The sequence below is a fragment of the Streptomyces griseicoloratus genome (assembly GCF_014534645.1).
GTDB lineage: Bacteria > Actinomycetota > Actinomycetes > Streptomycetales > Streptomycetaceae > Streptomyces > Streptomyces griseicoloratus.
In genome coordinates this window covers 1-25861 of sequence record NZ_JACVQF010000178.1, presented here as the reverse complement: position 1 = coordinate 25861, position 25861 = coordinate 1, and the positions used below count along the sequence as shown (strand labels likewise).

The following is a 25861-nucleotide window of genomic DNA, read 5'->3' as shown; positions in this document are numbered from 1 at the left end:
GGAAGAGGGCCGGCTGCGCTCAGCTCAGCTGCAGGCGGTCGGCCAGACCTGCGGCGGTGAAGGCGGCCTCCAGTTCGTCGCGGCCCTCGGTGAAGTGGGACCAGCTGTCGAAGTGGACGGGCACCACGCGGCGGGCGCCGAGGATCTCGGTGGCCTCGGCGGCCTGGGCGCTGTCCAGGACGATCAGTCCGCCGTCGAAGATTTCCGCGAAGCGGGGGGCGCCGGCGAAGAGGATCGCGGTGTCGATGGGGGTGAAGCGTTCGGCGATCTCCCTGACGGCGTCGAGGGAGGCGTTGTCGCCGCTGACGTAGACGGTGGGCAGGTCCTCGCCGGTCAGGACGAAGCCGATGACCTGTCCGGCGATCGGTTCGACTTCTTCGCGGGTGCCGGGTCCGTGGATGGCGGGGACGGCGGTCACCGTGAGTGTGCCGCCGCCGGGGCGGTCCAGCTCGATGGACTCCCAGTCGGCCAGCCCCTTGGCCTTCTTGCCGAGGCGTGCGCCGCCGCCGGTGGTGGTGAGGGTGAGCGGGATGTCGGCGAGCAGAGCGCGGCCGGCGTTGTCGAGGTTGTCGTCGTGCTCGTCGTGGGAGAGGAGGACGACGTCGACGGGGCCGAGGTCGGCGGGGGTGCCGGTGGAGGGGGCGGTCTTGGTCAGGGCCGGGGCGCCGGGCGGGGCGGGGTAGGTGCGGGGGGCGTCGAAGGTGGGGTCGGTCAGAAAGCGCAGGCCGCCGTACTCGAACAGGGCCGTGGGACCACCGAAGACGCGGACGGGGAACTGCGTGGTCGCGGGGGAAGCAGACACCAAAAACCTCATGGATAGATTTGCGTGAACCGTGATGCGACTATAGGCAGGCATCACGGATGAGGGCAAGTTCAACCGTGAGTCATGGTTGCGAGCAGGTCGTACCATGAGAGGTATGGAAGAGAGCGTCATCACCGAGTCCGGGCTGCCGCCGGCGCCGGGGGCCGAGGAGCACCCCTCGCTCGCCCTGGTCAACAGCGCCGTCGCGCTGCCGGGCGGACACTTCGTCGACGAGCTCGGCACGCCTGCCGGGGCCGACCAGTGGCTGACGCAGCAGGGCCTCACCCCTGTCGACGCGGGCATGCTCGACATGTGCGCCGCACAGCTGCGTTCCCTGCGCGAGCAGGTCCGGGCACTGTTCGCGTCCCGTGTCGCGGGGCTCCCCGCCCTGCCCGCCGCCGTCAACGCGATCAACGACACCCTGACCCGCGTGCCCACCGCTCCGCTGCTGGCCTGGGACGACAAGAGCGGCCCCTACCGCGCCATGCCCAACCCCACCTCGGAACTCGTCGACCACGCCCTGGCAGCCCTGGCCGCCGACGCCGCCGACCTCCTCACCGGCCCCGACGCAGAGCGCCTCACCGCCTGCGCCTCCGCCCCCTGCAACCGCTACCTGATCCGCCACGGCCGCCGCCACTGGTGCTCCACCCGCTGCGGCGACCGCGCCCGCGCCGCCCGCGCCTACGCCCGCCGCACCGGACGGACCTGACCAGCACCCGGACATCGATCGCCGAGCCGTCGCGGCGCCACTGGCATTCGCCCCGGGAACAGCTTCTTCAGGCGGCGCTGAACTCGTGGACGGTGCCGCCGCGCCACTCCACCCACTGCGGGCCGTCCAGGATGGCCTAGGGGTCGGCGACGCCTGCGCCTTCGAGGCTCGTCCAGACCGGGCTCGCGAAGGTGGCCGCGCTGGACGAGGGCGAGGTGGCGGCGGGCATCGGCGAGAAGGTGCCGGCGGTGGAAGCCGCCGTCCTTGTGCATCACGAACACCGTGGCGGTGACGGCGGCGGCCGCCAGGGCGACGTCGACGACGGTGGCGACGCGGCCCCGTTCGCTCGGGCCGGCTGAGACGTTGCGGCCGACCGTCCGCCGCATGGTCTCTTGCTTGAGCGGGCGGCGCGGCTGTCGGTCTTCTCCGGATCGAGTGGTGGATTCCCCGCCGTCACGGATACTCACGGACGGGTTCGTTGCTGTACGCCTTGCCGGCAGCGAGGATGCCCGGCTTCAAGGCGTGACCTTGGGACAGCCCCTGCGGCCCCACGGCGCAGCAGCACCTCGCAAGGGCCACTCCCCCGTCAACTCGCGCACTCCTACCCGGAGATGAGTGCCCCTGTTATGGTGCGCCTGTGTCGTCGATCAAGCAGTTCCAAGTCACCTTTGACTGTGCAGAACCCGAGCGTCTCGCTCGCTTTTGGTGCGAGGTGTTGGGGTACGTCGTACCGCCGCCACCGGAAGGGTTCGCCACGTGGGACGACTTCAACCGTTCCCAGGCTCCCGAGGATCGGGGTTCGTGGTTCGCCTGCAGTGATCCCTCTGGTGTGGGTCCGCGACTGTACTTTCAGCGCGTTCCCGAAGGCAAGGTCGTCAAGAATCGGGTGCATCTTGACGTTCGGGTCGGCACCGGGCTCGTGGGGGAAGAGCGCCTGGCCGCGCTCGAAGCCGAATGCTCACGGCTGGTCCCGCTCGGCGCGGTACGCGTGCGACTCCTGTACGACGGCAACGATTCGTGCATCGTGATGCAGGACATCGAGGGCAACGAGTTCTGTATCGACTGAGCGTCCTCCGTGCCGGCGAAGTGGGGAGCCGTCGTCGAGCGGCGGCGTTCCCTCTTGACGGGTGGTCCCCGAGCCCGAAGGCCATAGCGGGTGAATGCCCACAACACCGTCTGGCGGGCCTGCTGGTGGAAGCGCGCAAGGTCGGCGGCGGTGGCTGTGTTGGTGACGATGTCGGCATCCTGTTCCCGCAACCGGCCGACCTGCTCCTGGAGTCGGTGGCCGGTTTTGGGCAACTGACGTCGTGTGGTGAGGGGTGAGGCGGGCTCCGGCCAGCTGGTCCGGGGGCCCGAGAGGGATTCGACGAGGAAGCGCAGGAGCAGGGCGGTTCGGTCTGTGTACTCGACGGCCTCGCCAGGCGGCCGTTGCAGTTCCTCGTGCAGGACGCCACGGCGGATGTCGTCCTCGCTGGCGCCATGGAGGTCACTCGGTCTGCTCGGAGTACGATCCCTGCGAGGCTCTCCGGTCGGCGCTCCACAACTCCCGCGGTGGCGCAGTCACGCGAAGGCATCCGTGTAGAGAGGGCAGAGGGGAATGAGTGTGGCGGAGAGCTGGTCCCGCGTGATGAATCTTCTTCGGCAGCACGCCCCGGCCGATCACGCGGATCTGCCTGGGCCCGCTACGGAACAGATGCTCGTGGCCGCCGAGGAACGGATGGGTGTCCCCCTCCCTTACGACCTGCGGGCGTGGCTGCTGCAGAACAATCTGGATCTTCCTGAGGAAGATGTGGACGACGATGTGGCATGTTGCGGCTTCGCCGGGTTCCCGGACGAGGGAAGCTTCTTTCTGGGCATCCGGGCGATGGAGAAGCTCTACGCGAACCGCTCCGTAGCCGGTGGATTCGACCCTCCGGACCAGCCGGACCATCCGTTCTGGCGTAATGAGTGGATCCCGTTCGTGTCGGACCAGGACGGCTGGATGGGAAAGTTCGTCGACGTGCGGGACGGGCGTGTCGGCAGGTGGTTCGTGGGAGAGATCACGATCACGGGCGAGTACGAATCGCTGGCCCACTATTTCGACTCCGTAGCGGAGATGCTGACGAAGATCGCCGACGGAAACCATCCGGTGTGTGAGGTTGCCGAAGGGCGACTCGTCTGGTCGTGAAACAGCAGGAGCACCGCCGCCGCTGTGCTTTGGTGTTGGTGAGCAGAGCCGGGCCGCCGTGCTCCAAGCGCATGACCTGGAGCAGCACGGGTCACTGCTTCCGCCCTCCAGCCGTGAACGGGCCGGTTGCCGGGGCCACACACTTGTCGACGACCGTCTGCTCGCCGGCTGCCGAGCCCTCCAAGCAGAGCCGTCCGCCCTTGTCACGCAGGTCGAGGAAGAACCGCGTGGCCGCACCGGACTGCTTGAGGTCGTGGATGCGCTCGTCTACATAGCCGAGGTCGTTCAGGATCGCCCTGACCTTGGTGGGGGTGGGCTCCGCCAGATCCCAGAGCGCCTGAGCGATGCGTTCTTCGTGCAGGGCGCTCGCGCACCAGTCGCGAGCGTTCAACTCCACTTCCGGCCCCGCAGTGGGGGCGATGGGCTCGATCGCGTCGTCCGGCACTGTTTCGACCGAACCGGACGGCAGTGTCTCCGCCGGACCCGACGGCGGCGCCTCTGGCGGGGCGCTCGGGGGACACGACTGCGCGATCTCGTCCAGCATCGCCTTGAAGGGCGCGTCGGGCCGGGCCCCGACGGCGTCTGCGGGCTTGGTCTGCTCTCCGTCGGCGTTCGTCTTCTCGGTACCGCACGCCCCAAGTGCCGGTGCAGAAAGGGCGGTTACGACGAGAGTGAGCCGCTGGCGGCGCCGGGAACGGGCAAACGTGCTGGTCAAGGCGGGGGTTCGTCTCATGCGCACAGTCTGCGATCAAGCCTCCCCCTGCACGTGAGTACGCATACTCACGTGGATGGGGTCACTCGCTCAATCCGAGCTGCCGACCGAGTTGCCGTCAGGCCCGGCTGACCGGCAGCCTCCGGGGGCCCCGCACCAGCAGGCCGGGACGGTACGGCAGGTCTGCCGGGTCCTCGGCGAGCCGCAGGCCGGGGGAAGAGAGGAGCGCGTCGAAGAGGAGCGGCAGCGCCACGACCGCCTCCAGGCGCGCGAGCCGCGAGCCGACACAGAAGTGCGGGCCGTGACCGAACGCTGCGTGCGGCACGGCCCGCGTGCCGTCGGCCGAGGAGACATAGCGGTCGGGCTGGAACGCGTCCGGGTCGGGGAAGTACGCCGGGTCGCGGTTCGCCGCCGCGAGGACGGCCAGCACCGAGGCGCCGGCCGGTACGACCGTCCCCCCGCCGAGGTCCACGTCCTCCGCGGCCTGCCGCCAGGTGGTGCCCTCCAGGGGGCTGGCGTGCCGCAACACCTCCTCCACCACGGCGTGCCAGCGTGCCGGGTCGCAGCGGACCGCTGCCAGCTCCTCCGGGTGCGTGAGCAGCAGCAGCGTCGCCGACGCCAGCAGGTTCATCGTGGTCTCGTAACCGGCGAAGAGCAGCAGGAACGCCATGGCGAGCAGTTCACCGTCGTCCAGCCCGCCCTCGGCCGCGTCGTGGACGAGCCCGCTGAACAGGTCCTCGCCCGGCCTCCGGCGCTTGTCCTCGATCAGGACCGAGAAGTAGCCGTAGAGCCGCGCCCACGCCTCGTCGACCGCGCCCTGCGGCAGCGTGTCGGCCGGAGAGCCGACCCGGTAGGTCCACTCCCGCAGATCGTCCCGGTCGGCCTCCGGCACGCCCAGCACCTCGCCGATCACCAGCACCGGCAGGGGGAACGCGAACGTGTCCACCAGGTCCACGGGGCCTTCGCCCCGCTCCAGCCTGGACGCCAGCTCCGTCACGAGCCCGTCGGCGAGCTTCTCGATCCGGGGCCGCAGCGCATCCACGCGGCGCGGCGCGAACGCGGCCGAGGTCAGACGTCGAAGCCGGGTGTGGTCGGGGGCGTCCGTGTTGAGCATGTGCCGTGCGAGGCAGGCCCGGGCGCGCTGCGCCGGCGAGTCGGCCTTGGGACGTCCGGCCCCCTGCGGGGGAACGTTGGAGAAACGTGCGTCCGCGAGCACGGCACGCGTCTGCTCGTAGCCGGTGACGAGCCATGCCTGCGTGCCGTTGGCCAGCGCCACCCGGGCCGCCGGGCCCTGCTCACGCAGCCGCGCGTAGAAGGGGTACGGATCGCGCGCGAAGCCGGGGTCTGCGGGGTCGAGCACGTGGATTCTCCTTCGGGTGTCCGCGAGTGGTGACTCCGTTGGCGCCGCGACAGCCGTGCGGGCGGGTGCGCAGCCGGCTCACGTGGCGCTTCACCGTAAGCGATGAGGGCTGCGGCGGCGGTGGGCGGGGTGGTGCGTGACCCGCTGGCCGGACCATCGGTGTTGCGGTGCGTGACAAGGGGGTCCGATGCGACAGGCAGGCGACCCGGTCGGTCGTCCGCGGACGGTACGAGGGTCGCCACCACCCCTCAGACGCCTTTCACCCTCCCGTCACCTCCCCGCGAGTGGGCGAGCATGAGATCGACAGCAAGGCGCAGCGAGGTACACAACCGGTGGAGACGGCTCCGCACCTTCCGGGGATCAACGCGTCCCGGACGCCCGCTCGTTGTAACGACACCGCAACCCGCTCATCCCCCAGTAACCCGGCAACCCCACCGTCCTGCTCTGGGAGGTCCCCAGCGTCCACCGCGACCGCCGGTCACGCGCCTTCATCAACTCATGTGCGGCATCGACGACCAGGATCGTCGCCCGGGCCGAACAGCCCGAGCGCGGCCCCGCCGAGTGGTAGTCCGACCACGCTCGCGGTCCATGTCGCGGACGAGAACCGGCTGTTCACGACGAGCAGGTCCTCCGGCGGCATGAGCGCCTTCAGTTACAGCGGTCACCGGCTCAGAGGATGCCGTCGTAGACGTCGACCACCCGGAAGCTGCCCACCACCGCGTTCTTGACGAACACGGTCCGGTCGGGCCCCGGGGCAACGCCCGTGATGGAGCTGCGGGGGCCGACGGCGGCGATGGGAGCGCCGTTGCCGCAGGCGACCCCGCGGAAGACTTCGACGGTCCCTCGGCTTTCGTTGTGGATGTCGAGGCTCTTGGCACCCGGACCACTGACCACGGTGATGCAGCCGCCCGGGCGTCCGTAGTACGTCCGCCCGCTGATGTGGATCCAGCCCTCGTCGTGATCCCTGCCGTGGTGAGCGCCGTCCTCCCCTCTCTTGCTCAGGTCGCCGTCCGCGGTGTCGCCGCCGAGGGGCGCCTGGGCAGGGGCCTGCGTCGCCTGCTGAACGGTGACCGGGGCTGTCCGGGCCGCCGGTGCGGCGGTGGCGCAGGTGACGCTGATCGCGGCCAGGGCTGCGAGAGCCGCGACGGCCGTGGTGGTGGCGGAGGAACGGGTCATCAGCGTGGCACTCCTTCCCCGGTTCTCAGAGAGAGGCCGGCTCAAGCACCGACGTGTGATCGAACGCACCGATGCCCTACGGGTGTTATTTCGGGCTTATCGGAGTTTCTCCTGTCAGGGAGCCGAACGGAGGCTGGGACACGAGCCGATCACTCTTCTGCTGGCTGATGGTGGCTCAAATGGGTGTGTGGCGACCAAATTGACGTGCCATTGACCATGTGGGCGAGCTGATCGTGCGCGCGTCACCGGTGGACCCGTCCTCGGCGTCGCCTCGTGTCCGTCGGCACGAGATCGAACGGTCCCCCACCCCATCGCAGCGGTCGCTGCGGTGGGGCCTCGGCGATCCGTAACCGGCTCGGCGACCGCGAGGCCGCCGCAGGTCACAGCGGCCGGCCGAGGTGCCCGTCAGAAATCGGGGGTGTCCGCCGAACCGGTGACGGCAGTGTGGTGTCGGTGGCTGGGGTCGAGGTTCCCCAGCCCGGCTGGCGGCCGCAGGTCACCGGAGAGGCGCGCGGCGCCGCGTCGGCCCGCCCTCCCGAGCGCGTGTCGGGTGTTGTCACGGACCCTGCGGGGAGGAGCCGCACCTGGTGTGAGGCTCGGGGCGTCACCCGTTCGGGCGCACGGATGGCACGCATGGACCAGCGGCCATCCCTTGGGGACAAGGCCCAACGGAGGGTGCTCCAGCGCGGATCGCCGGCAAGTGGGCCGGTGAGGTGGGAGCACGGCCGTTCGGGCAGCCTCGCAGCGCCTGCCGTGCGGCTTTAGGATGGCCTGGAAGGCGCGTGGTACGCCGCGTGACAGCGGCCGCGGGCCCCGGACGGGGTGTTCCCGCGGCCGGGGCCTGGATGGGAACCCCGGCCCGATTACGGCGGGCCGGGATTCTGTGTCATGCGCCTGGTCGTGGAGCCCCGGCCCGATTACGGCGGGCCGGGGTTCCGCTTCGTACGCTTCCCGTGGGTGGGCTCAGTGGTCACCCTTGCCGTTGTCACCGTGGTCGATGACACGGAAGCTGCCGATGACGCCGTTGGGGACGACGACGCCGTGAGTCTGGCCGGGGACGACGCCGTGTGCGGTGCTGTGCGGCCCGACGGTGGCGATGGGGGCGCCGTTGTCGCAGGTCAGTCCGCGGAAGACCTCGATGGTCTTCTTGCTGTCGTTGCGGATGTTCAGGCTGCGGGAGCCCAGGCCGCTGGCGACGACCACGCAGCCGCTGGAGTGCGCGGAGTAGGACCGCTCGTTGATGTGGATCCAGCCGCCCTCGTGGTCTCCGTGCTTGCCGCCGCGGTGGCCGTTGCCCTTTTTGTCGTCGTTGTTGTCGTCGTTGTTGTTCCCGGTGTCGCCGCCCGTCGGCGCCTGAACGGGCGCCTGCTGGACGACTGCCGGGGCCGCCTGAGGCTCGGGGGCAGCAGTGGCGTAGGTGATGCCGGTCGCGGTCAGCGCCGCGGCGGCCGCGACGCCCGCGGTGATCGCGGAAGAACGGGACATGATCATGGCGTTGCTTCTCCTGTCTCAGAGTCAGAGAGCTCGGCTGTGAAAGCCGTGCGTGATTGAACGTACTCACGCCTCCCAGAACTGTCATTTCGGGCAAATCGGAGAGGGCGGTTACAGGGGGCCGAGCGGGGTACTCAGCACACTCTTCGGCACGTTCCGCGGGGGCTAACTGCGTATCAATTGGTCTTATTTTCAGACGACTTGACTGGCCATTAGTCCTTGCAGGTGATCCTCTGACGCATGCTCACCCCCGGAGGCGGCAGACCATAGAAAACTGTCGGCGCGCCGCTGCTTGACAATCGGGCCACGGCAGGAAATAGGGGGTTCGCCGACAGCCGACAAATCTGGATCCCCAACAACGGTCCTCATGGAACTGCGGACAGAGCCGGAATGCATGCAGATATCGCCGTCAACGCCGGTCGGCGAACACGGGCAGTCGCCCGCCTGACGCGCCGCTTCACGGCCACACGCTCGGCCGGGACAGGAGGCGAGGACCGTTCCCCGGCCGAGCGTGCCTGTTTCACAGCCGGCTGCCAGAGCCGTGCCGACCGCCGAGGGCGCGTGCGCGCACAGCCAACGCCTGCACGCGTCGGCCAACAGGCTCGCCGTCGCGGAAACCTCCACGGCCCAGGCGCCCACGTGCTCCGCGCCGCCGAAGTGGACGCTCAGCGACGCGCGACGGCGGCGGAGGCGCCGGCATCGGGCTCGGCGGCGGCGTCGCGTCGGCGCTCAGGCCGTAGACGGCTTCGGCCGGGAAGGCCACCGGACCTCCGGCGCGCAGTGGACCGGCCGCCTTGTCGATCTTGTCGATGCCACTGCTGCGTGCCGTCACGACAGGCGTGCAGGAGCCAGCCTGTTCGGAGTCGCGCACAGCGGTCTGCTCGTCCAGCGGCGCGCGGGCCTGGGCCCGCATGACGGGCGGACGACTGGTAGCGGGTTCAGCGCGCGACGGCAGCGGCCTTGCTCAGGCCGTGGGAGGCGACCAGCTGCGCACTGCCGTCGGCCAGCCGGTAGGACAGACCCGCCACGGCGAGGCGGCCGGCCGCCACCCGCTCGGCCAGGACGCGGGAGCGGTCCAGCAGCAGGTCGACGGTGTGCCGGATGTGCTCGTGGAGGATCTCCTCGGCCTGGTCGCGTCCGGCGGCGCGGGCAGCCAGCACGCTCGGGGTCACCCGCTCGACGACGTCACGGACGAAGCCGGCCGGCACCCTGCCGCCGTCGGCGGCCGCGCGGGCGGCGGCGATGGCCCCGCACGAGTCATGGCCCAGGACCACGACCAGCGGGCAGTCCAGCACGCTCACCCCATACTCGATACTGCCCAGAACCTCCGTACCGGCCACGTGCCCGGCCGTGCGGACCACGAACAGATCACCCAGTCCCCGGTCGAAGATGATCTCGGCGGCCAGCCGGGAGTCGGAGCACCCGAACAGCACCGCGAAGGGACTCTGCGCCGGTGCGGTCTCGGTGCGGCGCGCGGCGTCCTGGTTGGGGTGCTCCGGCGAGCCGGTGACGAACCGCCGGTTGCCGGCCATCAGCACCTCGAAGGCATCGTCGGGGTTCTGCGTCAGTACCTCGGTCATGGCCGCAGGCTACGGCCGGCCACGTGGAAACGCGCGGCCAGGTCCACCGACAGCCGCCGTCCTCGCTCACTGAGCCTCGGATCGGGTGGCTCGTCCTGGTCAGGAGTGACGACAAAGTACGTGGAAAGACACTGTCAAGGCGGGACAAAGGGGATACCCCGGCACAAGTACGTTCGATCACGAGGTCGACGACCGGCGACCGGCGCCGTGCAGGCGCGGGCCGGACCCGCAGCCAAGAGGTGATCCGATCAGCCCCCGGCCCCGGGGCTGCCGTCGCACCCGTCCGTCGCGTGCAGCGGCCCACTACATTGGCCCGCGGCTTACCAGGACGGGCCGGTGCGCTGGTGAAGCTCGGTCGGTCACCCGCATGTTTCATCCCTATGTCAGAGGCCGCTCCCCTCATCGGGGACGCCCCTCGTACGGAGGTCGATCCGTCATGCCCAAGGACGCCAAGTCCCCGAAGAAGCTGCGCAGCAACCGGGCCGCGCTCACCCACAAGGTCGGTTACGCCCTGCGCCATCCCGAGCGTGTCGGGCCCTACGTCCGCCGCGCCGGCCGGGACGCCTGGCTGCGGCTTAAGCACCCCGACCACGTCGGCTACTACCGGGCCGTGATGGCCTCCGACACCCGCCGCAACCCGGAGGCCGCGGTCGGCAGCCGTACGCACGACCGCTGGCTGGCACTCGGGCAGATGCAGTTCGACTACCTCGTCGAGCACGGGCTGCGCCCCGGGCACCGCATGCTCGACATCGGCTGTGGCAACCTGCGCGGCGGCTGGCGCTTCATCGAGCACCTCGACGCCGGCCACTACTACGGCATCGACATCTCCCCCGACATCCTGATCGCCGCCAAGAAGACCCTCACCGAGCGCGGACTCCAGCACAAGCTGCCCCACCTGACCATCACCGGCGACCTCACCCTCGACTTCCTGCCCGACGACCACTTCGACGTCGTCCACGCCCACAGCGTCTTCTCCCACTCACCGCTGAGCGTCATCGAGGAATGCCTCGCCCACGTCGGCCGCGTCCTCACCGACACCGGGTTCTTCGACTTCACCTTCGACCGCACCGAAGGCACCGAACACCAGGTGCTCCGCGAGGACTTCTACTACCGCACCGAGACCCTGCTGGCCCTGGCCCGCAAGCACGGTCTGCACGCCCGGTTCATGGAGGACTGGGAGAAGCGCCCGCACGGACAGTCCAAGATCCGCGTCAGCCGCTCCCCGATGCCGGAAGCCGACCGGAGCGACGAGCTGAACCGGAGCCGGCCGCCGGTTGCGGACCCCGCCGGCCCGGTGTCGTCGTGGTCAGGCAGCTCTCGGCAGGACCGTCGGTGAGTATGCCCCGGCGCGTGCCGTACCGGTCAGCCCTCTGTCAGGGGCCGGGGCGCCGAGGTCGTCCCACGCAGCATGCCGTCGGAGCCCGGGTGCAGCGGCGAACGGGCCGCCGGCGACACCGTGTCGTGGGCCGGGGCCTCGTCCTCGGCCGGTGAACGCCGTACCAGCACAACGGGCGAACCAGCCGGGGCAGGCGCGGGCGTGCCGTGACCGTCCAGGGGAGGCCAGAAGGCGCGCAGCTCATCGCGCCGACCGGAAATCCATGCCTCGATCCGGGCGATCAGCGGCTCGAACCACGGCAGAGCCAGCAGAATCAGCAGCCCCGCGGCCCAGCCGAGCAGGACGTCGCTCAGCCAGTGCGTACCGAGGTAGACGGTGGTGAGACCGACACCGAGCGCGGTCGCCGCAGACAGGGCGGACAGTCGGCGCCGTGCTCTCTGAGTGGATGCCAGATAGGCCAGGATGCCCCAGGTCACCACAGCGTTTGCGGTGTGGCCGCTGGGGAAGATGTCGCCGCCCAGGCCCATCTCGTTCGAGCCGATCACGGTCGCGTAGTGCGGTCCGAGGCGGCCCATGCCGATCTTGGCGACGCCGACGGTGATGTTCAGCAGGAGCAGCGAGACACCGAGTACCAGCAGCGGCCGGATGACACGCTGCCGCCACGAGCGCCAGCCCAGCCACGCGGCGACCATCACCGCGGTCGGGCCGCGCTGGCCGAGCACCACGTAGTAGTCGGCGAAGGCGTGGACCTCGGGCCACTGCTGGTACGGCCGGAAGAACATCAGCCGCCAGTCGAGCCGGACCAGCCATGAGGTGACCACCACGGCCCAGACGATCACCAGGCAGAAGATCAGCGTCGCGGCGAGCAGCACGGTGCGGTGCCGGCTCATCGTCGGCACATCGAGTACCGGCCGCTCCCACTCACGGTCCAACCTGGCGAACAGCCGGTCCAGACCTGTCAGTGCTCGTTCGATACGCACCCGATCGACGTTACAGTCCGCAACAGGGTTCTCTCTCTCCGTGGTGGCGTTCGTGAGGGAGGGGATCGGGGCCCCCGCCTGCGCGGGAGCCGCTCCCTCATGGGCGGCGCCGCAGGGCGGCTGCGGCTCCGTTCGGACGCACCCGGCCCCCTGCTCGCCCAGTGGTTGTGACGTGGCTCCTATGCGGGTTCTTCCGACCAGGGTCTCGGCGTCACCGAAAAGGTGAGCTCGTGGAGCACTCCTCCTGCCGCTGTGGAGCCACGTGGACCAAGACCTACCAGGCCCGGGAAGAGGGTTCCGACCAGGACGGACACAGCACCCGCAGCGGAGCGTGGAGCTCTCGTCGCCGCCATCGGCCCTGGACACCGCGGCGATCTCCTCGGCCACGTGTCGCGCCCACCTCCTCGGTGCGCGAAGCCGCCGGGCGCGGAGCAAGGGTTCCGTGCCCGGCGGTTCAGGGTGGCATCAGGCCGGCGTACCGGTGGGTTCGTGCTTCTGGGCGCCCCAGCATGCCACGAGCGATGCGGGCGTGCCGCCGACGGCGGTGGCCGGGGCGCCCGGCAGCACCGGCGCGTCGGTGCGGCAGCGGTCGACGGCGAGCGGGCAGCGCGGGTGGAAGCGGTAGCCCGGCGGGGGGGGCTGCCGGGGTCTGGGAGATGAGGGAGAAAACGTCGCGTCCGGCGGGGTCGGTGCCCAGCCACTGCGCTGACGACGCGTCCTGGAGGGGTGCCGCACTCTGGTCGAGCCGGTCGTACGGCACTGTGGCAGCGCCCTCACCTCTGCTCCTGGTCGCCCTGCTGTGTGAGCGGTGGGGCACCCGGCACACCGGGGCCCGCAGAGTGCGCCTTGGAACTCATTCGGAAGGCCTGACGCGGGGCGCCGGGCGGGACGGCCGGGCTCGCTCATCGTGTGCTTCTGTGTCGTCGCGTTCGTCGCGGGGTTCTCCGCACTCGTCCCGGAGCCGGTTCCTCGCGGGCGGGGGCGGGCCGGTGACCTCCACGTGGGCCGGACGCAGCAGTTGGTCACCGAGCCGGTAGCCGGAGCGCAGGATCTTCGTGCAGATCAGCCGATCGGCGTCGGCGGAGATGTGATGGACCAGGGCCTCGTGGCAGGCGGGGTCGAACGCGTCGCCCTCCTCGCCGAATGCCTCCAGGCCCAGGGACCCCAGCTGGGTCCGGAGGGTGTCGGTGATGTCCTCCAGGCCCCGGGTCATGGGCTCGTGCGCGCACGTGCGGTCGACGGCGTCGAGGACGGGCACGAGTGCGCGCAGCACGTTGGCCACGGCGATCTCGCGTACGGCCATGCGATCCCGGCGCACCCGCTTGCGGTAGTTGTCGTACTCGGCCTTCACCCGCTGCAGGTCGACCGTGCGCTCCTGAAGCAGACGCTGCAGCTGTGTGGGGTCCCTGGTCGGCAGCCTGCCTTTCTCCACGGTCAGCCCGCCTTCCCCTTCTCGTCGTCGACGATCTCGGCGTCCACGACTTCGTCGTCCGCGCCGCTACCGCCGGCCGCGGCTGTTCCCGTCGTCGCGCCGCTCTCGGCGCGCGACTTCTCGTACAGCGCCGTGCCGATCTTCTGCGCCGCCTGCGCCGCCCGGTCCATGGCCTGCCGGACAGCTGCCGTGTCCTCGCCCTTGAGCTTTTCCTTCAGGTCCGCCAGCGCCGCCTCGGTCTCGCTCTTCGCGTCGGCCGGGATCTTGTCGGGGTTGTCCCTGATGAGCTTCTCCGTCGAGTAGACCAGCTGTTCGGCCTGGTTACGGGTCTCAGCCGCCTCCCGGCGCCTGCGGTCCTCCTCGGCGTGCTGCTCGGCCTCGCGGACCATCCGGTCGATGTCGTCCTTGGGCAGCGCCGAACCCCCGGTGACGGTCATCTTCTGTTCCTTGCCGGTGCCGAGGTCCTTTGCCGAGACGTGCATGATTCCGTTGGCGTCGATGTCGAAGGCCACCTCGATCTGGGGCACCCCGCGCGGCGCCGGAGGCAGCCCGGTCAGCTCGAACATGCCGAGCTTCTTGTTGTAGGCGGCGATCTCCCGCTCGCCCTGGTAGACCTGCACGGCCACCGAGGGCTGGTTGTCTTCCGCGGTGGTGAAGATCTCCGAACGCCGGGTCGGAATCGTGGTGTTGCGTTCGATCAGCTTCGTCATGATGCCGCCCTTGGTCTCGATGCCCAGGGACAGCGGGGTCACGTCGAGCAGCAGGACGTCCTTGACCTCGCCCTTGAGCACACCTGCCTGGAGTGAGGCGCCGACGGCCACGACCTCGTCGGGGTTGACGCCCTTGTGCGGGTCCTTGCCGGTCAGCTCGCGGACCAGGTCGGTGACTGCGGGCATGCGGGTCGAACCGCCCACCAGAATCACGTGGTTGATGTCGGACAGTTTGATCCCGGCGTCCTTGACCGCCTGGTGGAACGGCCCCTTGCATCGCTCCAGCAGATCGCTGGTGAGCTGCTGGAACTGGGCACGGGTGAGCTTCTCGTCCAAATGCAGCGGCCCCTCGGCCGAGGCCGTGATGTAGGGCAGGTTGATCGTTGTCTCGGACGAGCTCGACAGTTCGATCTTGGCCTTCTCCGCGGCCTCGCGCAGCCGCTGCACGGCCATCTTGTCCTTGGACAGGTCCACGCCGTAGCCGTTCTTGAACTGCTTGACCAGGTGGTCGACGATTCGCTGGTCCCAGTCGTCACCGCCGAGACGTGTGTCGCCGTTGGTGGCCTTCACCTCGATGACGCCCTCACCGATTTCCAGCAGCGACACGTCGAAGGTGCCGCCACCGAGGTCGAAGACGAGGACCGTCTGGTCGTTCTCCTTGTCCAGGCCGTACGCGAGCGCGGCGGCCGTCGGCTCGTTGATGATGCGCAGGACGTTCAGGCCCGCGATCTCGCCGGCCTCCTTGGTGGCCTGGCGCTGGCTGTCGTCGAAGTACGCGGGCACGGTGACCACGGCATCGGTGACGTCCTCACCCAGGTACGCCTCCGCATCCCTCTTCAGCTTCTGCAGCACCCGGGCGGAGATCTCCTGCGCGGTGTACCGCTTGCCGTCGACGTCGCCGTGCTCCGGGAACCGCCAGGCGTGGTCGCCCATGTGCCGCTTGACCGAGCGGGCCGTGCGCTCGACGTTCGTCACCGCCTGCCGCTTGGCCACCTCGCCGACGAGAACCTCGCCGTTCTTGGCGAAGGCCACGACCGACGGAGTGGTCCGCGCCCCCTCCGTATTGGTGATCACGGTGGGCTCGCCGCCCTCGAGGACCGAGACCACCGAGTTCGTCGTACCCAGGTCAATACCGACTGAACGCGCCATCTGGGCTCTCTCCCTCCTCGTCTTGGCCCTCAGCCAGGCATCCTGTTCACCGACTGGGCTCCCAGCGGACCGGTCCGGCACGCAGTGGCGGTTCGCGGAGTGCGGTGGCTGCGTAGGGCCACAGACCCACCGGGCAGCCGAGGCGGGGCCGAAGTCCGATCGGCTGGTCCGGGCAGCGGTACCACCGCTCGTACGTCCGGTCATAGGCCGCGCGTCGCACAGGGTCACGCAGCGTCTCGTACGCCGACCGCACCCGGCTGAACCGTTCCGCCGTGACGGCGTCCACCCGGATATCGGGGCGCAGTTCTCGCACCTGACGGCGGAAGGCAGAGGTGATCACTTCGGCCGTCGCCGAGGGCTCCACCCCCAGCACCGCGTACAGGTCCGCCACCGTCATCCCGGCCACCTCCCCGACCGCTGTGAGCTGCGGTTCAGGACCAGCCTGCCTACAAGTTTGAATAAAACCTGAGTCCACTGATGTCAAGTCTTGGCAGCATCATCGAGAGCCCTCCCCCTTCTACACACGTGTAGAGTTCTGCAGGCTGTCCGACGGAGTACTGAAGCATCCAGCTATACGTAAGGAGTGAACTCCCCATGGTGTTCAAGCGTCTGCTCGGTTCGCTCGGAGTAGGGGGCCCCTCGGTGGACACCGTGCTCGACCCCGGAACCGTGACACCGGGCGGTGTCCTGAGCGGCCAGGTCCACCTCCGGGGCGGCAACGCGGACTTCACCATCGAGCACATCACCCTGGAACTCGTGGCCCGCGTCGAAGCCGAGCAGCACGACGGCGAATCCGAGGGCACCGCTGTCTTCCACCAGCACGTGGTGGGCGGCAACTTCCGCCTGGGCGAGGGCGAGCAGCGCAGCGTGCCGTTCTCCGTCCCGCTGCCGTGGGAAACGCCGGTCACCGAGCTGCACGGCCAGGGCCTCGGTATCGCCCTCGGCGTGCGGACCGAGCTCGGTGTCGCCGGGGCGAAGGACAAGGGCGACCTCGACCCGCTCGCGGTCCGGCCCCTCCCGGTCCAGGAGGCGATCCTGGAAGCCCTCGGTCAGCTCGGCTTCGGCTTCAAGTCGGCCGACCTCGAACTCGGGCACATCCGCGGGACGGGCCAGCAGCTGCCCTTCTACCAGGAGATCGAGCTCACTCCCCCGCCCCCTTACGCCCACCAGGTCAACGAGGTCGAGCTGACCTTCCTCGCCGGTCCGGGCGGGATGGAGGTCGTCCTGGAGGCCGACAAGCGCGGCGGCTTCTTCTCCGAGGGCCACGACGCCCTCACCCGCTGCACGGTGAGCCACCACGGCATCGAACAGATCGACTGGAACGCCGAGGTCGAAGGCTGGATCCGCCGGCTCGTCGAGCACCGCGCCGGGTACGGCTCACACTCCTCGTACGGATCGCAGGGTGCGTATGGCCACGGCGACGACCACGGCCACGGCCACGGTCACGGCCACCGCTCCGGCCCGGGGATGGGCACCGCGATCGCGGCGGGTGCGGCCGGACTCGCCGTCGGTGTCGTCGGCGGCATGGTCGCGGCCGAAGCCGTCGACGAGATCGGCGACTTCTTCGAGGGCGAGGAGGAGGGCGACGAAGGCTGAGCCCGGCCTGACTGGTGCCGCCCCGTGAGTCTCCTGCGGCTCGGCACGGCGACAGAGAGTCGCTCGGCCTCGCCCCGCAGCCTCACCCCGCAGCGGGACGTCCCGGACGGACCGCCTGGCGGAGGGCCTCCCGGCAGGCCAGGATCGCGGGATGCCGGCTGCGGCCGCGGCGTACGACGGTGAAGACGCGGCGTGCGCGCTGGCCGCGGGGCAACTCCCGCAAGGGGACGGCCGGCGGCCGGCCGCTCCAGACCAGGTCGGGCAGGAACGCGGCGGCGTGTCCCTGCTCGACGAGGCGGAGGTGGAGCAGGAGGTCGGTGGTGTCGAACCGTACGTCGGGTTCGAAGCCGGCGTTGCGGCACAGCGTCATGGCCCAGTGACGCGCGGCTGTGCCCTCGGGCTCCATGACCCAGGGGTGGTGGGCGAGGGAACGCAGTGCCGCCGTCGGACCGCTGCTGTCGGGGGCGTCGGCAGGTTCGGGCAGGGCGAGACGGAGAGGGTCGTCGAGCAGGTCCTCCTGTTCGAGTTCCGCAGAGCGCGGGTTGGGGTTGCCGGGGTACTCCTCGGCGAGGACCAGATCGAAGTCGCGGGCCTGCAGGGCGGGGAGGGATCTCTCCGGTTCCATCTGCGTGACGTGGACGCGCAGATGGGGATGCCGGTCGCGCAGCAGTCCGAGTGCGGCCGGGATCAGGGCCAGGGCTGCCGTCTGGAACGAGGCGATGCGCAAGGTGCCGGTCAGATCGGCCAGGGAGGTGGCGATGTCCGCCTCCGCGCGCTCCAGGCGTTCCAGTACCGCCTCGGTGTGGGCGACCAGTATCTCGGCCTGCTCGGTAAGCCGCACCCGCCGCCCGACCGGTTCCAGGAGCGGCACACCGACTTCGGCCTCCAGCTGCGAGAGCTGTTGGGAGACCGAGGAGGGGGCGTAGGACAGGGCTGCCGCGACTGCGGCCAGGGTGCCGCGGTGCTTGAGTTCGCGCAGCAGCCGTAGTCGGTGCAGGTCGAACATCGGCAGTTTTCCTGTCCCGGGAGCTAATGCTCGGTTTTTCCGATGAGTATAGGTCGAAAACATTCGCTGGACCGATGGTGCGAGGACATCGGATTCTTGGCCTGTGTCCGACAAGGCTTCCTCTCCCCGTACGCTGCCGTGGTTCGCACGCTCCGGTGCCCGCACCTGGCGGTGTGCCCCCGCGCCCGCCGAAGTACGGCATTTCCACCGCGCCCTTCCCGACTACTCGCCCACCCCGCTGACAGAGCTCCCTTCGCTCGCGGCGGAGCTGGAGGTCGGCCGGGTTTTCGTCAAGGACGAGTCGAGTCGTCTGGGGCTGCCGGCGTTCAAGGCGCTGGGCGCGTCCTGGGCGGTCCACCGCGCCCTTGCCGCGCGGGCCGCGGACGGCGGTGAACCGGGACCGGTGACTCTGGTGACCGCCACCGACGGCAACCACGGTCGTGCGGTGGCCCGCACGGCTCGGCTGCTCGGGCAGGGCGCCCATGTCTTCGTCCCGCAAGGCGTCCACCCCGAGGCCGTCGCCGCCATTGTCGCCGAGCATGCGAAGGTGACGGAGGTCCCGGGGGCGTACGACGAGGCCGTCCGGCTGGCGGCCGAGGCGGCCGAGGAGCCGGACGCGGTCCTGGTCCAGGACACCGCCTGGCCGGGCTATGAGCGGATCCCGGGGTGGATCGTCGAGGGCTACTCCACCCTGTGCAGCGAGATGGACGAGCAGTTGGCGGTGGCGGGAGCGGTGGAGGGACCCGACCTCGTCGCGGTACCCGTCGGCGTGGGCTCGCTCGCCCAGGCCGTCGTCACCCACTACCGCAGCGGCACCGCCGGCCGTGCTCCGGCGCTGCTGTCCGTGGAGCCCGAGGCCGCGGCCTGCGTCCTCGAAAGTCTCACCCTCGGTGAACCCGTCAGCGTCACCACGGGTGGGACCACGATGGCCGGACTGAACTGCGGCACCCCGTCGAGCATCGCCTGGCCCTACCTGTACGGCGGACTGGACGCCGCGGTGGCCGTCCCCGACGCCGACAGCGCCGACGCCGCCGCTGACCTCGCCGCCCTGGGAGTCTCCTCCGGTCCCTGCGGGGCCGCGTCGCTCGCCGGATTCCGCGCAGCGCTCACGGGTGCGGGCGCCGAAGGCCGCCGCGAGGCACTGGAGCTCGGGCCTTCCTCCGTGGTCGTGCTGCTGAGCACCGAGGGCAGGGCCGCCAATCCGTACTCCACACCGGTCACTGAACCGTGCTGACCCACCTCGCCACCGCGTTCGGGGTCCTTGGCCTGCTGACCGTCGTGCCCGGCCCGGACATGGCCGTGGTGACCCGCCGCGCCCTCGTGGCCGGGCGCGGGGACGCTCTGCGTACCGTGGGCGGGATCGCGACCGGGCTGCTGTTCTGGGGCGCGCTGACTGTCGCCGGGCTCTCGGCCGTGCTCGCCGCGTCGCCCGCGGCCTACCTGGTCGTCAAGCTGCTGGGCGCCGGCTACCTGTTGCTCCTCGGCGCGCAGGCACTGTGGCAGCACCGTAGTGCCGGATTCGTCGGCGCGACGGACGCCCCGGTCGCCGCCGGGAGCCCTTGGCGGACCGGACTGGTCAGCAACGTTCTCAACCCGAAGATCGCCGTCTTCTACACCGGGTTGCTTCCCACGCTCGCCCCTCCGGGCCTGCCCACCGCCTGGGCCATGACGCTGCTCGTCCTCCTGCACGCCGCCCTCACTCTCGCCTGGCTGGGCGGCTACGCGCTCCTGCTGTCCAAGGCCGGGCCGGTCCTCCACAGGCCACGGGTCCGCCGGGCCCTCGGTCGCACCACCGGCGTCGCGCTGATCGGCTTCGGTCTTGTCGTCGCAACCGCCCCCCGCTGATCGGAGTCCGCCATCCAGCCACCGCTTCCGACGCCCTCTCGGACGCGATCACGGTCAACAGCGACCGCCCGCAGAGAGCCCTGATGGACCTCGGGCACCATCTACGGCCGCCGGGGCGCCGATCCCCCTCTCGCCGGCTCAGCCACGCAGCACACCTGCGGCCGGCCCTCGACCGGGCCGGCCGCAGACGCGAGCAACCGCGCTGTTCAGCGCGTGCCGACGGACAGCACGAGCTTGCCGCGCGTGTGCCCTTGGCTGTTCAGGCGCCAGGCCTCCGCCGCCTCTTCGAGCGGGAGCACCTTCTCGACGTGCACCTCCAGCTTCCCCCTGTCGGCCAGGTCGGCAAGGGCTGAGAGGTCCACCGGGTCGGGACGGACCCACACGTAGTGTCCGCCCTTCGCGGCCGCCTCGGGGTCGGCGATGGACGCGAGACGGTCCGGCCGTCCGAGGAGGTGCAGCGATGCGTCCACGGTGCCTGCGCCGACGAAGTCAAGGGCCGCGTCGATGCCTCCGGGCGCCAGCCGCGCCACGCGGTCGACGAGTCCGGGGCCGTAGGTCACGGGCTCCGCCCCCAGTCCCCGTACGAAGTCGTGATTGCGGGCGCTCGCCGTGCCGATCACGCGTGCGCCGAGCGCCACGGCGATCTGGACGCCGAGCGACCCGACGCCGCCCGCGGCCGCGTGCACCAGGACGGTGTCGCCGGCGCCGACACCGACCCGCTTGATCGCCTGGTACGCCGTCAGCCCGGCGAGCGGCACACCCGCAGCCTGTTCCCAGGTCAGCGCGGCGGGCTTGAGAGCCAGCATGCGCACGTGCGCGGCGACGAATTCGGCGTACGCGCCGAACTGGACGGTGTCCTTGCGGATGTAGCCGAAGACCTCGTCGCCGGGTGCGAACTCCTCGACGTCGAAGCCGACCCGCTCGACCACTCCGGCCACGTCCCAGCCGGGGACGAGGGGGAAGTGCGTCTCCATGAGCGCATCAAGTCGCCCTTCGGCGAGCTTCCAGTCCACCGGGTTGACCCCGGCGGCCCTGACCCGGACCAGTACCTCGCCGGGGGCCACCTTCGGGTCCGGCAGGTCGGTCAGCCGCAGCGTCTCCGGTCCGCCGTATCCGTTGAGGGTGATCGCCTTCATGCGGCCGTCCCCGCCGGCACACGGACCGTCTCAAGGGTGCGCACCAAGGGTTCCAGCCGCGGGTCTTCGGCCGCCTCCGCGAGAGCCTCGCGCAGGGCCGTCTCGTTGGTCGGGCGGGCCTCTTCGAGGAGCTCGAGGCCGGCGTCGGAGACGTTGGTGTAGATGCCGCGCCGGTCGGTGGGGCACAGGTAGCGCATGAGCAGGCCCCGGTCCTCCAGGCGGGTGACCAGGCGGGTCGTGGCGCTCTGGCTGAGCACGACGGCGTCGGCGACCTGCTTCATCTGCAGATGACCGCCCTCTCCGTCGTGCTGGCGGCTCAGCACGTCGAGCAGTGAGTACTCGCGCACGCTCAGACCGTGCTCGGCCTGCAGGGCGCGCTCCAGGTGGGCCTCGATCCTGTCGTGCAGCAGGGACAGCGCGCACCAGCCGTGAGCCAGGGCGGTGAGCGCGGGGGCGGTTGCGGTCATCAGGGCCTCCTTCGTCGGGCCGTCGCTTCCATGGTTGCACACGAAGGCAAATTCAATCGACCTCTTGCCGCGCTTGCATTTATGGAGCGTATGCAACTATTGTCTTCGAACGTAAGCGCCTCACGCAATCACCTGGAGGGTAACTCCCCATGCCTCTCGCGCTCCTGGCCCTGGCCATCGGGGCCTTCGGGATCGGCACCACCGAATTCGTGATCATGGGCGTGCTGCCCCAGGTCGCGGGCGACTTCGGCGTCACCATCCCCACCGCCGGCTGGCTGGTCTCCGGCTACGCCCTCGGCGTCGTCATCGGTGCGCCGCTGCTGACCGTGCTGGGCACCAAGGTGTCCCGCAAGAAGATGCTGATGTTCCTGATGGCCCTGTTCGTCGTCGGCAACACCCTCTCCGCCCTCGCCCCGAGCTTCGGGCTCATGCTCGTCGGCCGAGTCGTCGCCTCCCTGGCGCACGGCGCGTTCTTCGGCATCGGCTCCGTCGTCGCCGCCGACCTGGTGGCGCCGGAGAAGAAGGCCTCGGCCATCTCCCTGATGTTCATGGGCCTGACCGTGGCGAACATCGTCGGTGTGCCGGGCGGCACCTCCATCGGCCAGGCCGCGGGCTGGCGCGTCACGTTCCTCATCGTCGCCGCGCTCGGTGTCATCGGCTTCCTGGGCGTCGCCAGGCTGGTGCCCGAGACGGGCCGGCCCGAGTCGCAGGACGTGCGCCGAGAGTTCGCCGCGTTCAAGAACGTCCAGGTGTGGCTCGCCATGGCGATGACGGTCCTGGGCTACGGCGGCGTGTTCGCCGCGATCACGTACATCACGCCGATGATGACCGAGGTCGCCGGCTACACCGAAGGCGCCGTGACCTGGCTGCTCGTCCTCTTCGGCATCGGAATGTTCCTGGGCAACCTGCTCGGCGGCAAGTTCGCCGACCGCAGGCTCATGCCGATGCTCTTCACCGCCCTGGCGGGCCTGAGCGCGGCCCTGCTGCTGTTCACCGCGACCGCGCACGACAAGGTGCTGGCCGCGATCACCCTCACGGTGATCGGCGCCCTGGGCTTCGCGACCGTGCCGCCGCTGCAGAAGTGGGTCCTCGACCAGGCCTCGGCCGCCCCGACCCTGGCCTCGGCCGCCAACATCGGCGCCTTCAACCTCGGCAACGCCCTCGCGGCCTGGCTCGGCGGCATCGTGATCGCCGCGGGCCTCGGCTACACCTCCCCCAACTGGGTGGGCGCCCTGCTCTCCGGCACCGCGCTGCTCCTCGCCCTCGTCGCCGCCTCCCTCGACCGCCGCACCCGCAACGCCGGACGCGTCGTCGCCGGAACCACGGTGAGCGAAGAGGCCCCGGCGGCCGTCCGGACCTGACCGGGCCACCCCACGCCGAATCCATCCCCCTCCCTTGTGAAGGACCCCCTCGTGAGCACCACCACCGCCGTCGCGCCGCTGACCACCCGCGAGGCCGAACTCCTGGTGACGGCCGCCCGCACCACCGCCGAAGCAGCCGGTGTCACCGTCAGCGTCACCGTCCTCGACGCCGGCGGCCACCTCCTCGCCTTCCGCCGCGACGACCGTGCCGTCCTCATCTCCGGCGAGACCAGCACCCGCAAGGCCTACACCGCCCTCCAGCTGGGCGCCCCCACCGCCGACCTCGTCGACCTCGTCAAGCCCGACGGGCCGTTCCACTCCCTGCCCACCGCCCTGGACCGGCCGCTCCTCTTCATCGCCGGCGGACTGCCGATCCTCCGCGACGGCCGCCTCATCGGCGCCATCGGCGTCGGCGGCGGCACCCCCGAACAGGACCACGGTTTCGCCACGACCGCCGTCGAAACGCTCGGCTGACACCGCGCACAGATCGTCACTGCTCCCCCATCGGGTGCGGGACCGCTGATCACTGCACCGCGGTGCCGCACCCTCAGCCCCTCCCTCAGACCCTCCGTTCGAAAGCAAGGAACCACACATGGGCCACGTCATCCCCACGGTCACCCTGAACAACGGCGTCGAGATCCCCCAGCTCGGCTTCGGCGTCTTCCAGGTCCCCGACGCCGAGACCACCGCCGCGGTCAGCTCCGCCCTGGAGGCCGGTTACCGCAGCATCGACACCGCCGCGATCTACGGGAACGAGACCGGCGTCGGCCGCGCCCTCGCCGACTCCGGGATCGCCCGCGAGGACCTGTTCATCACCACGAAGCTGTGGAACGCCGACCAGGGCTACGACGCCACGCTCAAGGCCTTCGACGACAGCCTGGCCAAGCTGGGCCTGGACCACGTCGACCTGTACCTGATCCACTGGCCGGCCCCGGCCCGCGACCTGTACCGCGAGTCCTGGAAGGCCGTCGAGAAGCTCGTCGCCGAGGGCCGGATCCGCGCCGCGGGCGTGTCCAACTTCCAGCCCGCACACCTCGAGCGGCTCATCGCCGGCTCCGGGCTGGTCCCGGCGGTCAACCAGATCGAGCTGCACCCCGGGCTGCAGCAGAGCGAGCTGCGCGCCGCACACGCCCGGCTCGGCATCGCCACCGAGGCCTGGAGCCCGCTGGCGCAGGGCGCCGTCCTCAAGGACGAGCCGATCACCACGATCGCCGCCCGCCACGGCAAGTCGCCCGCCCAGGTCGTCCTGCGCTGGCACCTTCAGCTCGGCAACGTCGCGATCCCCAAGTCGGTGACGCCGGCACGCATCCGCGAGAACCTCGACGTCTTCGACTTCACGCTCACCGACGACGAGATGACCACCATCGCCACCCTCGACCGCGACCTGCGCACCGGCCCCCACCCGGACGAGCTCAACTGACCCTTCCGACCGGCCCGGGCGGGGCGGCGCTCCGGCGCCGCCCCGCCGGGTTGCTCCGGCTCGCGGGGGCGTGGACGCAGGTCCCGCCCGCGCGAGCCCGTACTCGTACTCGACCTCTTCTTCCGTACCTCCGCGTCGCCACGCACCATTCCGCGTCGTCGCTGCGCTCCCGAAAGTTGTGCCTGTGATGTCTGTCGCCCCCACCGCCCTGGACCGGCTGGTGAACGCCGCGAGCCTGCCGACCCTGGGGCTCGAACTGCCCCTCGACAACGACTGGGGCGCGACCCGGCTGCGCGCCGACCGGGCCGCGGGCCGCCCCTTCGGCGTCCCTGACCTGACCCAGCATGCCGAACTCGCACGCCTGGCCGACGAGTTGGGCTTCGCCGGGCTCTGGGTACGGGACGTCCCCCTCTACGACCCCGAGCAGTTCGGCGACGCCGGCTCCGTATTCGAGACGTTCACGCACCTCGGGCACCTCGCGGCCGTGACCGAGCAGGCCGTGCTCGGCACCGCGGCCGTCGTACTGCCGCTGCGGCATCCCCTGCTGGTGGCCAAGGCCGCGGCCACCGTCGACGTGCTCTCCGGCGGCCGGTTCGTCCTCGGCCTCGCGAGCGGGGACCGACCCGTCGAGTATCCGCTGTTCGGGGAGGACTTCCAGGGCCGCGGTGCCGCGTTCCGCAGGGGTGTGGAGATCCTGCGTGCCGCGTGGGCCCGGCACACCGACGGTGCGGGCATGGAACTGCCCGAGCCAGGTCTCGACGCCGACCGCCGCCTGGACGTCCTGCCCAAGCCGACGGGCCCGTCCGTGCCTCTCGCCATCGCCGGGCACGCCCAGCAGTCGGCCGAGTGGATCTCGCAGAACGCGGACGCGTCCCTCAATTACCCACGTCCGCTGGGGGCCCTGCGCCTCAAGACGCAGCAGTGGCAGGAGCTGACCGCCGGCAGGCCCAAGCCGTACCTCACCCCCGTGCAACTGGACCTCACCGAGGACCCGTCCACTGCGGCGACCCCGATCCGGCTCGGGCTGCGCACCGGCCGCCAAGCTCTGATCGACCATCTGCGGGCGATGGGCGAACTCGGTGTCGCCCACGTCTCCTTCAACCTCCGTCCCGGCGACCGCCCCGTGGAAGAGGTCCTGCACGAACTCGCCGAGTCGGTCCTGCCGCACTTCCCCTCCCCCGGCCTGTCCCGGCCGCCGGCAGGCCGGTGAAACTTGCATTAGCCAGCGTATGCAAGTATTGTTTCCACACGTAAAGCGCGCCTGCAATTTACACGCGGCGCTCATCCGGTGGTCCGCCCCCGGTGCCCCGGCTCCCCCGGCGGAGCCGCCGCACACCCGACGGTGGTCCACCTCCCACCCCCCTCGAAAAGGCACTTTCATGTCCCTCAAGGAAATCCTTCCCGGCCGTCTCGGCTTCGGTACCGC

Annotated in this window: 25 protein-coding genes; 12 read left to right on the top strand and 13 right to left on the bottom strand. The window is 70.5% G+C overall.

Translation table 11 applies throughout. The annotated features are described in order from the left end of the window. Positions 1-19: 19 nt before the first annotated feature. Positions 20-802, bottom strand: coding sequence for an MBL fold metallo-hydrolase (locus H0H10_RS09280; protein ID WP_309141763.1), 783 nt, complete (start codon positions 800-802; stop codon positions 20-22). Between the two features lie 106 nt (positions 803-908). Between H0H10_RS09280 and H0H10_RS09275 the strand changes: the two genes are divergently transcribed. The 4 genes from H0H10_RS09275 (at position 909) to H0H10_RS09260 (ending at position 3678) form a co-directional block, all read left to right on the top strand. Continuing rightward, positions 909-1511: a CGNR zinc finger domain-containing protein gene (locus H0H10_RS09275; RefSeq protein WP_373566826.1), complete on the top strand. Its 603-nt coding sequence runs from the start codon at positions 909-911 to the stop codon at positions 1509-1511. Positions 1512-1702: 191 nt separating this feature from the next. Further along, positions 1703-1870: a hypothetical protein gene (locus H0H10_RS09270; RefSeq protein WP_188180375.1), complete on the top strand. Its 168-nt coding sequence runs from the start codon at positions 1703-1705 to the stop codon at positions 1868-1870. A 278-nt stretch (positions 1871-2148) separates the two neighbouring features. Further along, on the top strand, positions 2149-2577 hold the full coding sequence (locus H0H10_RS09265; protein WP_188180374.1) for a VOC family protein: 429 nt from the start codon (positions 2149-2151) through the stop codon (positions 2575-2577). 531 nt (positions 2578-3108) lie between these two features. After that, positions 3109-3678, top strand: coding sequence for an SMI1/KNR4 family protein (locus tag H0H10_RS09260; RefSeq protein ID WP_188180373.1), 570 nt, complete (start codon positions 3109-3111; stop codon positions 3676-3678). Positions 3679-3769: 91 nt separating this feature from the next. On the opposite strand, the gene H0H10_RS39735 is transcribed toward H0H10_RS09260, so the two are convergent. From H0H10_RS39735 to H0H10_RS09235, 5 genes are all read right to left on the bottom strand, one after another. Continuing rightward, positions 3770-4411, bottom strand: a complete 642-nt coding sequence (locus H0H10_RS39735; RefSeq protein WP_223179613.1) for a hypothetical protein — start codon at positions 4409-4411, stop codon at positions 3770-3772. Positions 4412-4508: 97 nt separating this feature from the next. Beyond that, positions 4509-5750: a cytochrome P450 family protein gene (locus H0H10_RS09250; protein WP_309141762.1), complete on the bottom strand. Its 1242-nt coding sequence runs from the start codon at positions 5748-5750 to the stop codon at positions 4509-4511. A gap of 669 nt (positions 5751-6419) precedes the next feature. Then, complete coding sequence (locus H0H10_RS09245; protein WP_188180372.1) at positions 6420-6926, bottom strand: hypothetical protein; 507 nt, start codon at positions 6924-6926, stop codon at positions 6420-6422. Between the two features lie 963 nt (positions 6927-7889). Further along, complete coding sequence (locus tag H0H10_RS09240; RefSeq protein WP_223179612.1) at positions 7890-8411, bottom strand: hypothetical protein; 522 nt, start codon at positions 8409-8411, stop codon at positions 7890-7892. Between the two features lie 944 nt (positions 8412-9355). Then, positions 9356-9997 (bottom strand): carbonic anhydrase, encoded by a 642-nt coding sequence (locus tag H0H10_RS09235; RefSeq protein ID WP_188180371.1) that lies wholly within the window; start codon positions 9995-9997, stop codon positions 9356-9358. A gap of 436 nt (positions 9998-10433) precedes the next feature. Between H0H10_RS09235 and H0H10_RS09230 the strand changes: the two genes are divergently transcribed. Then, the gene (locus tag H0H10_RS09230; RefSeq protein WP_223179611.1) at positions 10434-11333 is read left to right on the top strand and encodes a class I SAM-dependent DNA methyltransferase; all 900 of its coding nucleotides are present in this window, start codon (positions 10434-10436) and stop codon (positions 11331-11333) included. Between the two features lie 26 nt (positions 11334-11359). On the opposite strand, the gene H0H10_RS09225 is transcribed toward H0H10_RS09230, so the two are convergent. The 4 genes from H0H10_RS09225 to H0H10_RS09210 all read right to left on the bottom strand — a co-directional run bounded on the left by H0H10_RS09225 (position 11360) and on the right by H0H10_RS09210 (position 16001). Beyond that, entirely contained in the window at positions 11360-12313 is a 954-nt protein-coding gene (locus tag H0H10_RS09225) for a phosphatase PAP2 family protein (RefSeq protein WP_188180370.1), read from the bottom strand. Positions 12314-13166: 853 nt separating this feature from the next. Then, a complete protein-coding gene (grpE, locus tag H0H10_RS09220) occupies positions 13167-13745 on the bottom strand; it encodes a nucleotide exchange factor GrpE (RefSeq protein ID WP_309141761.1) in 579 nt (192 codons plus the stop codon). A 2-nt stretch (positions 13746-13747) separates the two neighbouring features. Continuing rightward, positions 13748-15604 carry a molecular chaperone DnaK gene (dnaK, locus tag H0H10_RS09215; protein ID WP_188180369.1) on the bottom strand — a complete coding sequence of 619 codons (1857 nt, stop codon included), beginning with the start codon at positions 15602-15604 and terminating at the stop codon, positions 13748-13750. Positions 15605-15650: 46 nt separating this feature from the next. Continuing rightward, entirely contained in the window at positions 15651-16001 is a 351-nt protein-coding gene (locus H0H10_RS09210; RefSeq protein WP_188180368.1) for a J domain-containing protein, read from the bottom strand. Positions 16002-16198: 197 nt separating this feature from the next. Between H0H10_RS09210 and H0H10_RS09205 the strand changes: the two genes are divergently transcribed. Beyond that, positions 16199-17200 carry a sporulation protein gene (locus H0H10_RS09205; RefSeq protein ID WP_188180367.1) on the top strand — a complete coding sequence of 334 codons (1002 nt, stop codon included), beginning with the start codon at positions 16199-16201 and terminating at the stop codon, positions 17198-17200. Positions 17201-17282: 82 nt separating this feature from the next. Here H0H10_RS09205 and H0H10_RS09200 read toward each other — a convergent pair whose 3' ends face one another. Beyond that, the gene (locus H0H10_RS09200) at positions 17283-18206 is read right to left on the bottom strand and encodes a LysR family transcriptional regulator (protein ID WP_188180366.1); all 924 of its coding nucleotides are present in this window, start codon (positions 18204-18206) and stop codon (positions 17283-17285) included. Between the two features lie 103 nt (positions 18207-18309). Between H0H10_RS09200 and H0H10_RS09195 the strand changes: the two genes are divergently transcribed. Further along, positions 18310-19440: a diaminopropionate ammonia-lyase gene (locus H0H10_RS09195; RefSeq protein WP_188180365.1), complete on the top strand. Its 1131-nt coding sequence runs from the start codon at positions 18310-18312 to the stop codon at positions 19438-19440. Next, the gene (locus tag H0H10_RS09190) at positions 19434-20051 is read left to right on the top strand and encodes a LysE family translocator (protein ID WP_188180364.1); all 618 of its coding nucleotides are present in this window, start codon (positions 19434-19436) and stop codon (positions 20049-20051) included. Before H0H10_RS09195 ends, H0H10_RS09190 begins: the two co-directional genes overlap by 7 nt. 206 nt (positions 20052-20257) lie before the next feature. Here H0H10_RS09190 and H0H10_RS09185 read toward each other — a convergent pair whose 3' ends face one another. Both H0H10_RS09185 and H0H10_RS09180 read right to left on the bottom strand, forming a co-directional pair. After that, positions 20258-21187 (bottom strand): NADP-dependent oxidoreductase, encoded by a 930-nt coding sequence (locus H0H10_RS09185; protein WP_188180363.1) that lies wholly within the window; start codon positions 21185-21187, stop codon positions 20258-20260. Beyond that, a complete protein-coding gene (locus H0H10_RS09180) occupies positions 21184-21654 on the bottom strand; it encodes a MarR family winged helix-turn-helix transcriptional regulator (protein ID WP_188180362.1) in 471 nt (156 codons plus the stop codon). The genes H0H10_RS09185 and H0H10_RS09180 overlap by 4 nt, the downstream gene beginning before the upstream one ends. Positions 21655-21803: 149 nt before the next feature. Here H0H10_RS09180 and H0H10_RS09175 point away from each other — a divergent pair, with 149 nt between their 5' ends. From H0H10_RS09175 to H0H10_RS09160, 4 genes are all read left to right on the top strand, one after another. Next, positions 21804-23015, top strand: coding sequence for an MFS transporter (locus H0H10_RS09175; protein WP_188180361.1), 1212 nt, complete (start codon positions 21804-21806; stop codon positions 23013-23015). 51 nt (positions 23016-23066) lie between these two features. Then, entirely contained in the window at positions 23067-23489 is a 423-nt protein-coding gene (locus tag H0H10_RS09170; RefSeq protein ID WP_188180360.1) for a GlcG/HbpS family heme-binding protein, read from the top strand. A gap of 118 nt (positions 23490-23607) precedes the next feature. Beyond that, a complete protein-coding gene (locus tag H0H10_RS09165) occupies positions 23608-24435 on the top strand; it encodes an aldo/keto reductase (protein ID WP_188180359.1) in 828 nt (275 codons plus the stop codon). 187 nt (positions 24436-24622) lie between these two features. After that, complete coding sequence (locus H0H10_RS09160; RefSeq protein WP_188180358.1) at positions 24623-25645, top strand: TIGR03571 family LLM class oxidoreductase; 1023 nt, start codon at positions 24623-24625, stop codon at positions 25643-25645. Positions 25646-25861: the final 216 nt, after the last annotated feature.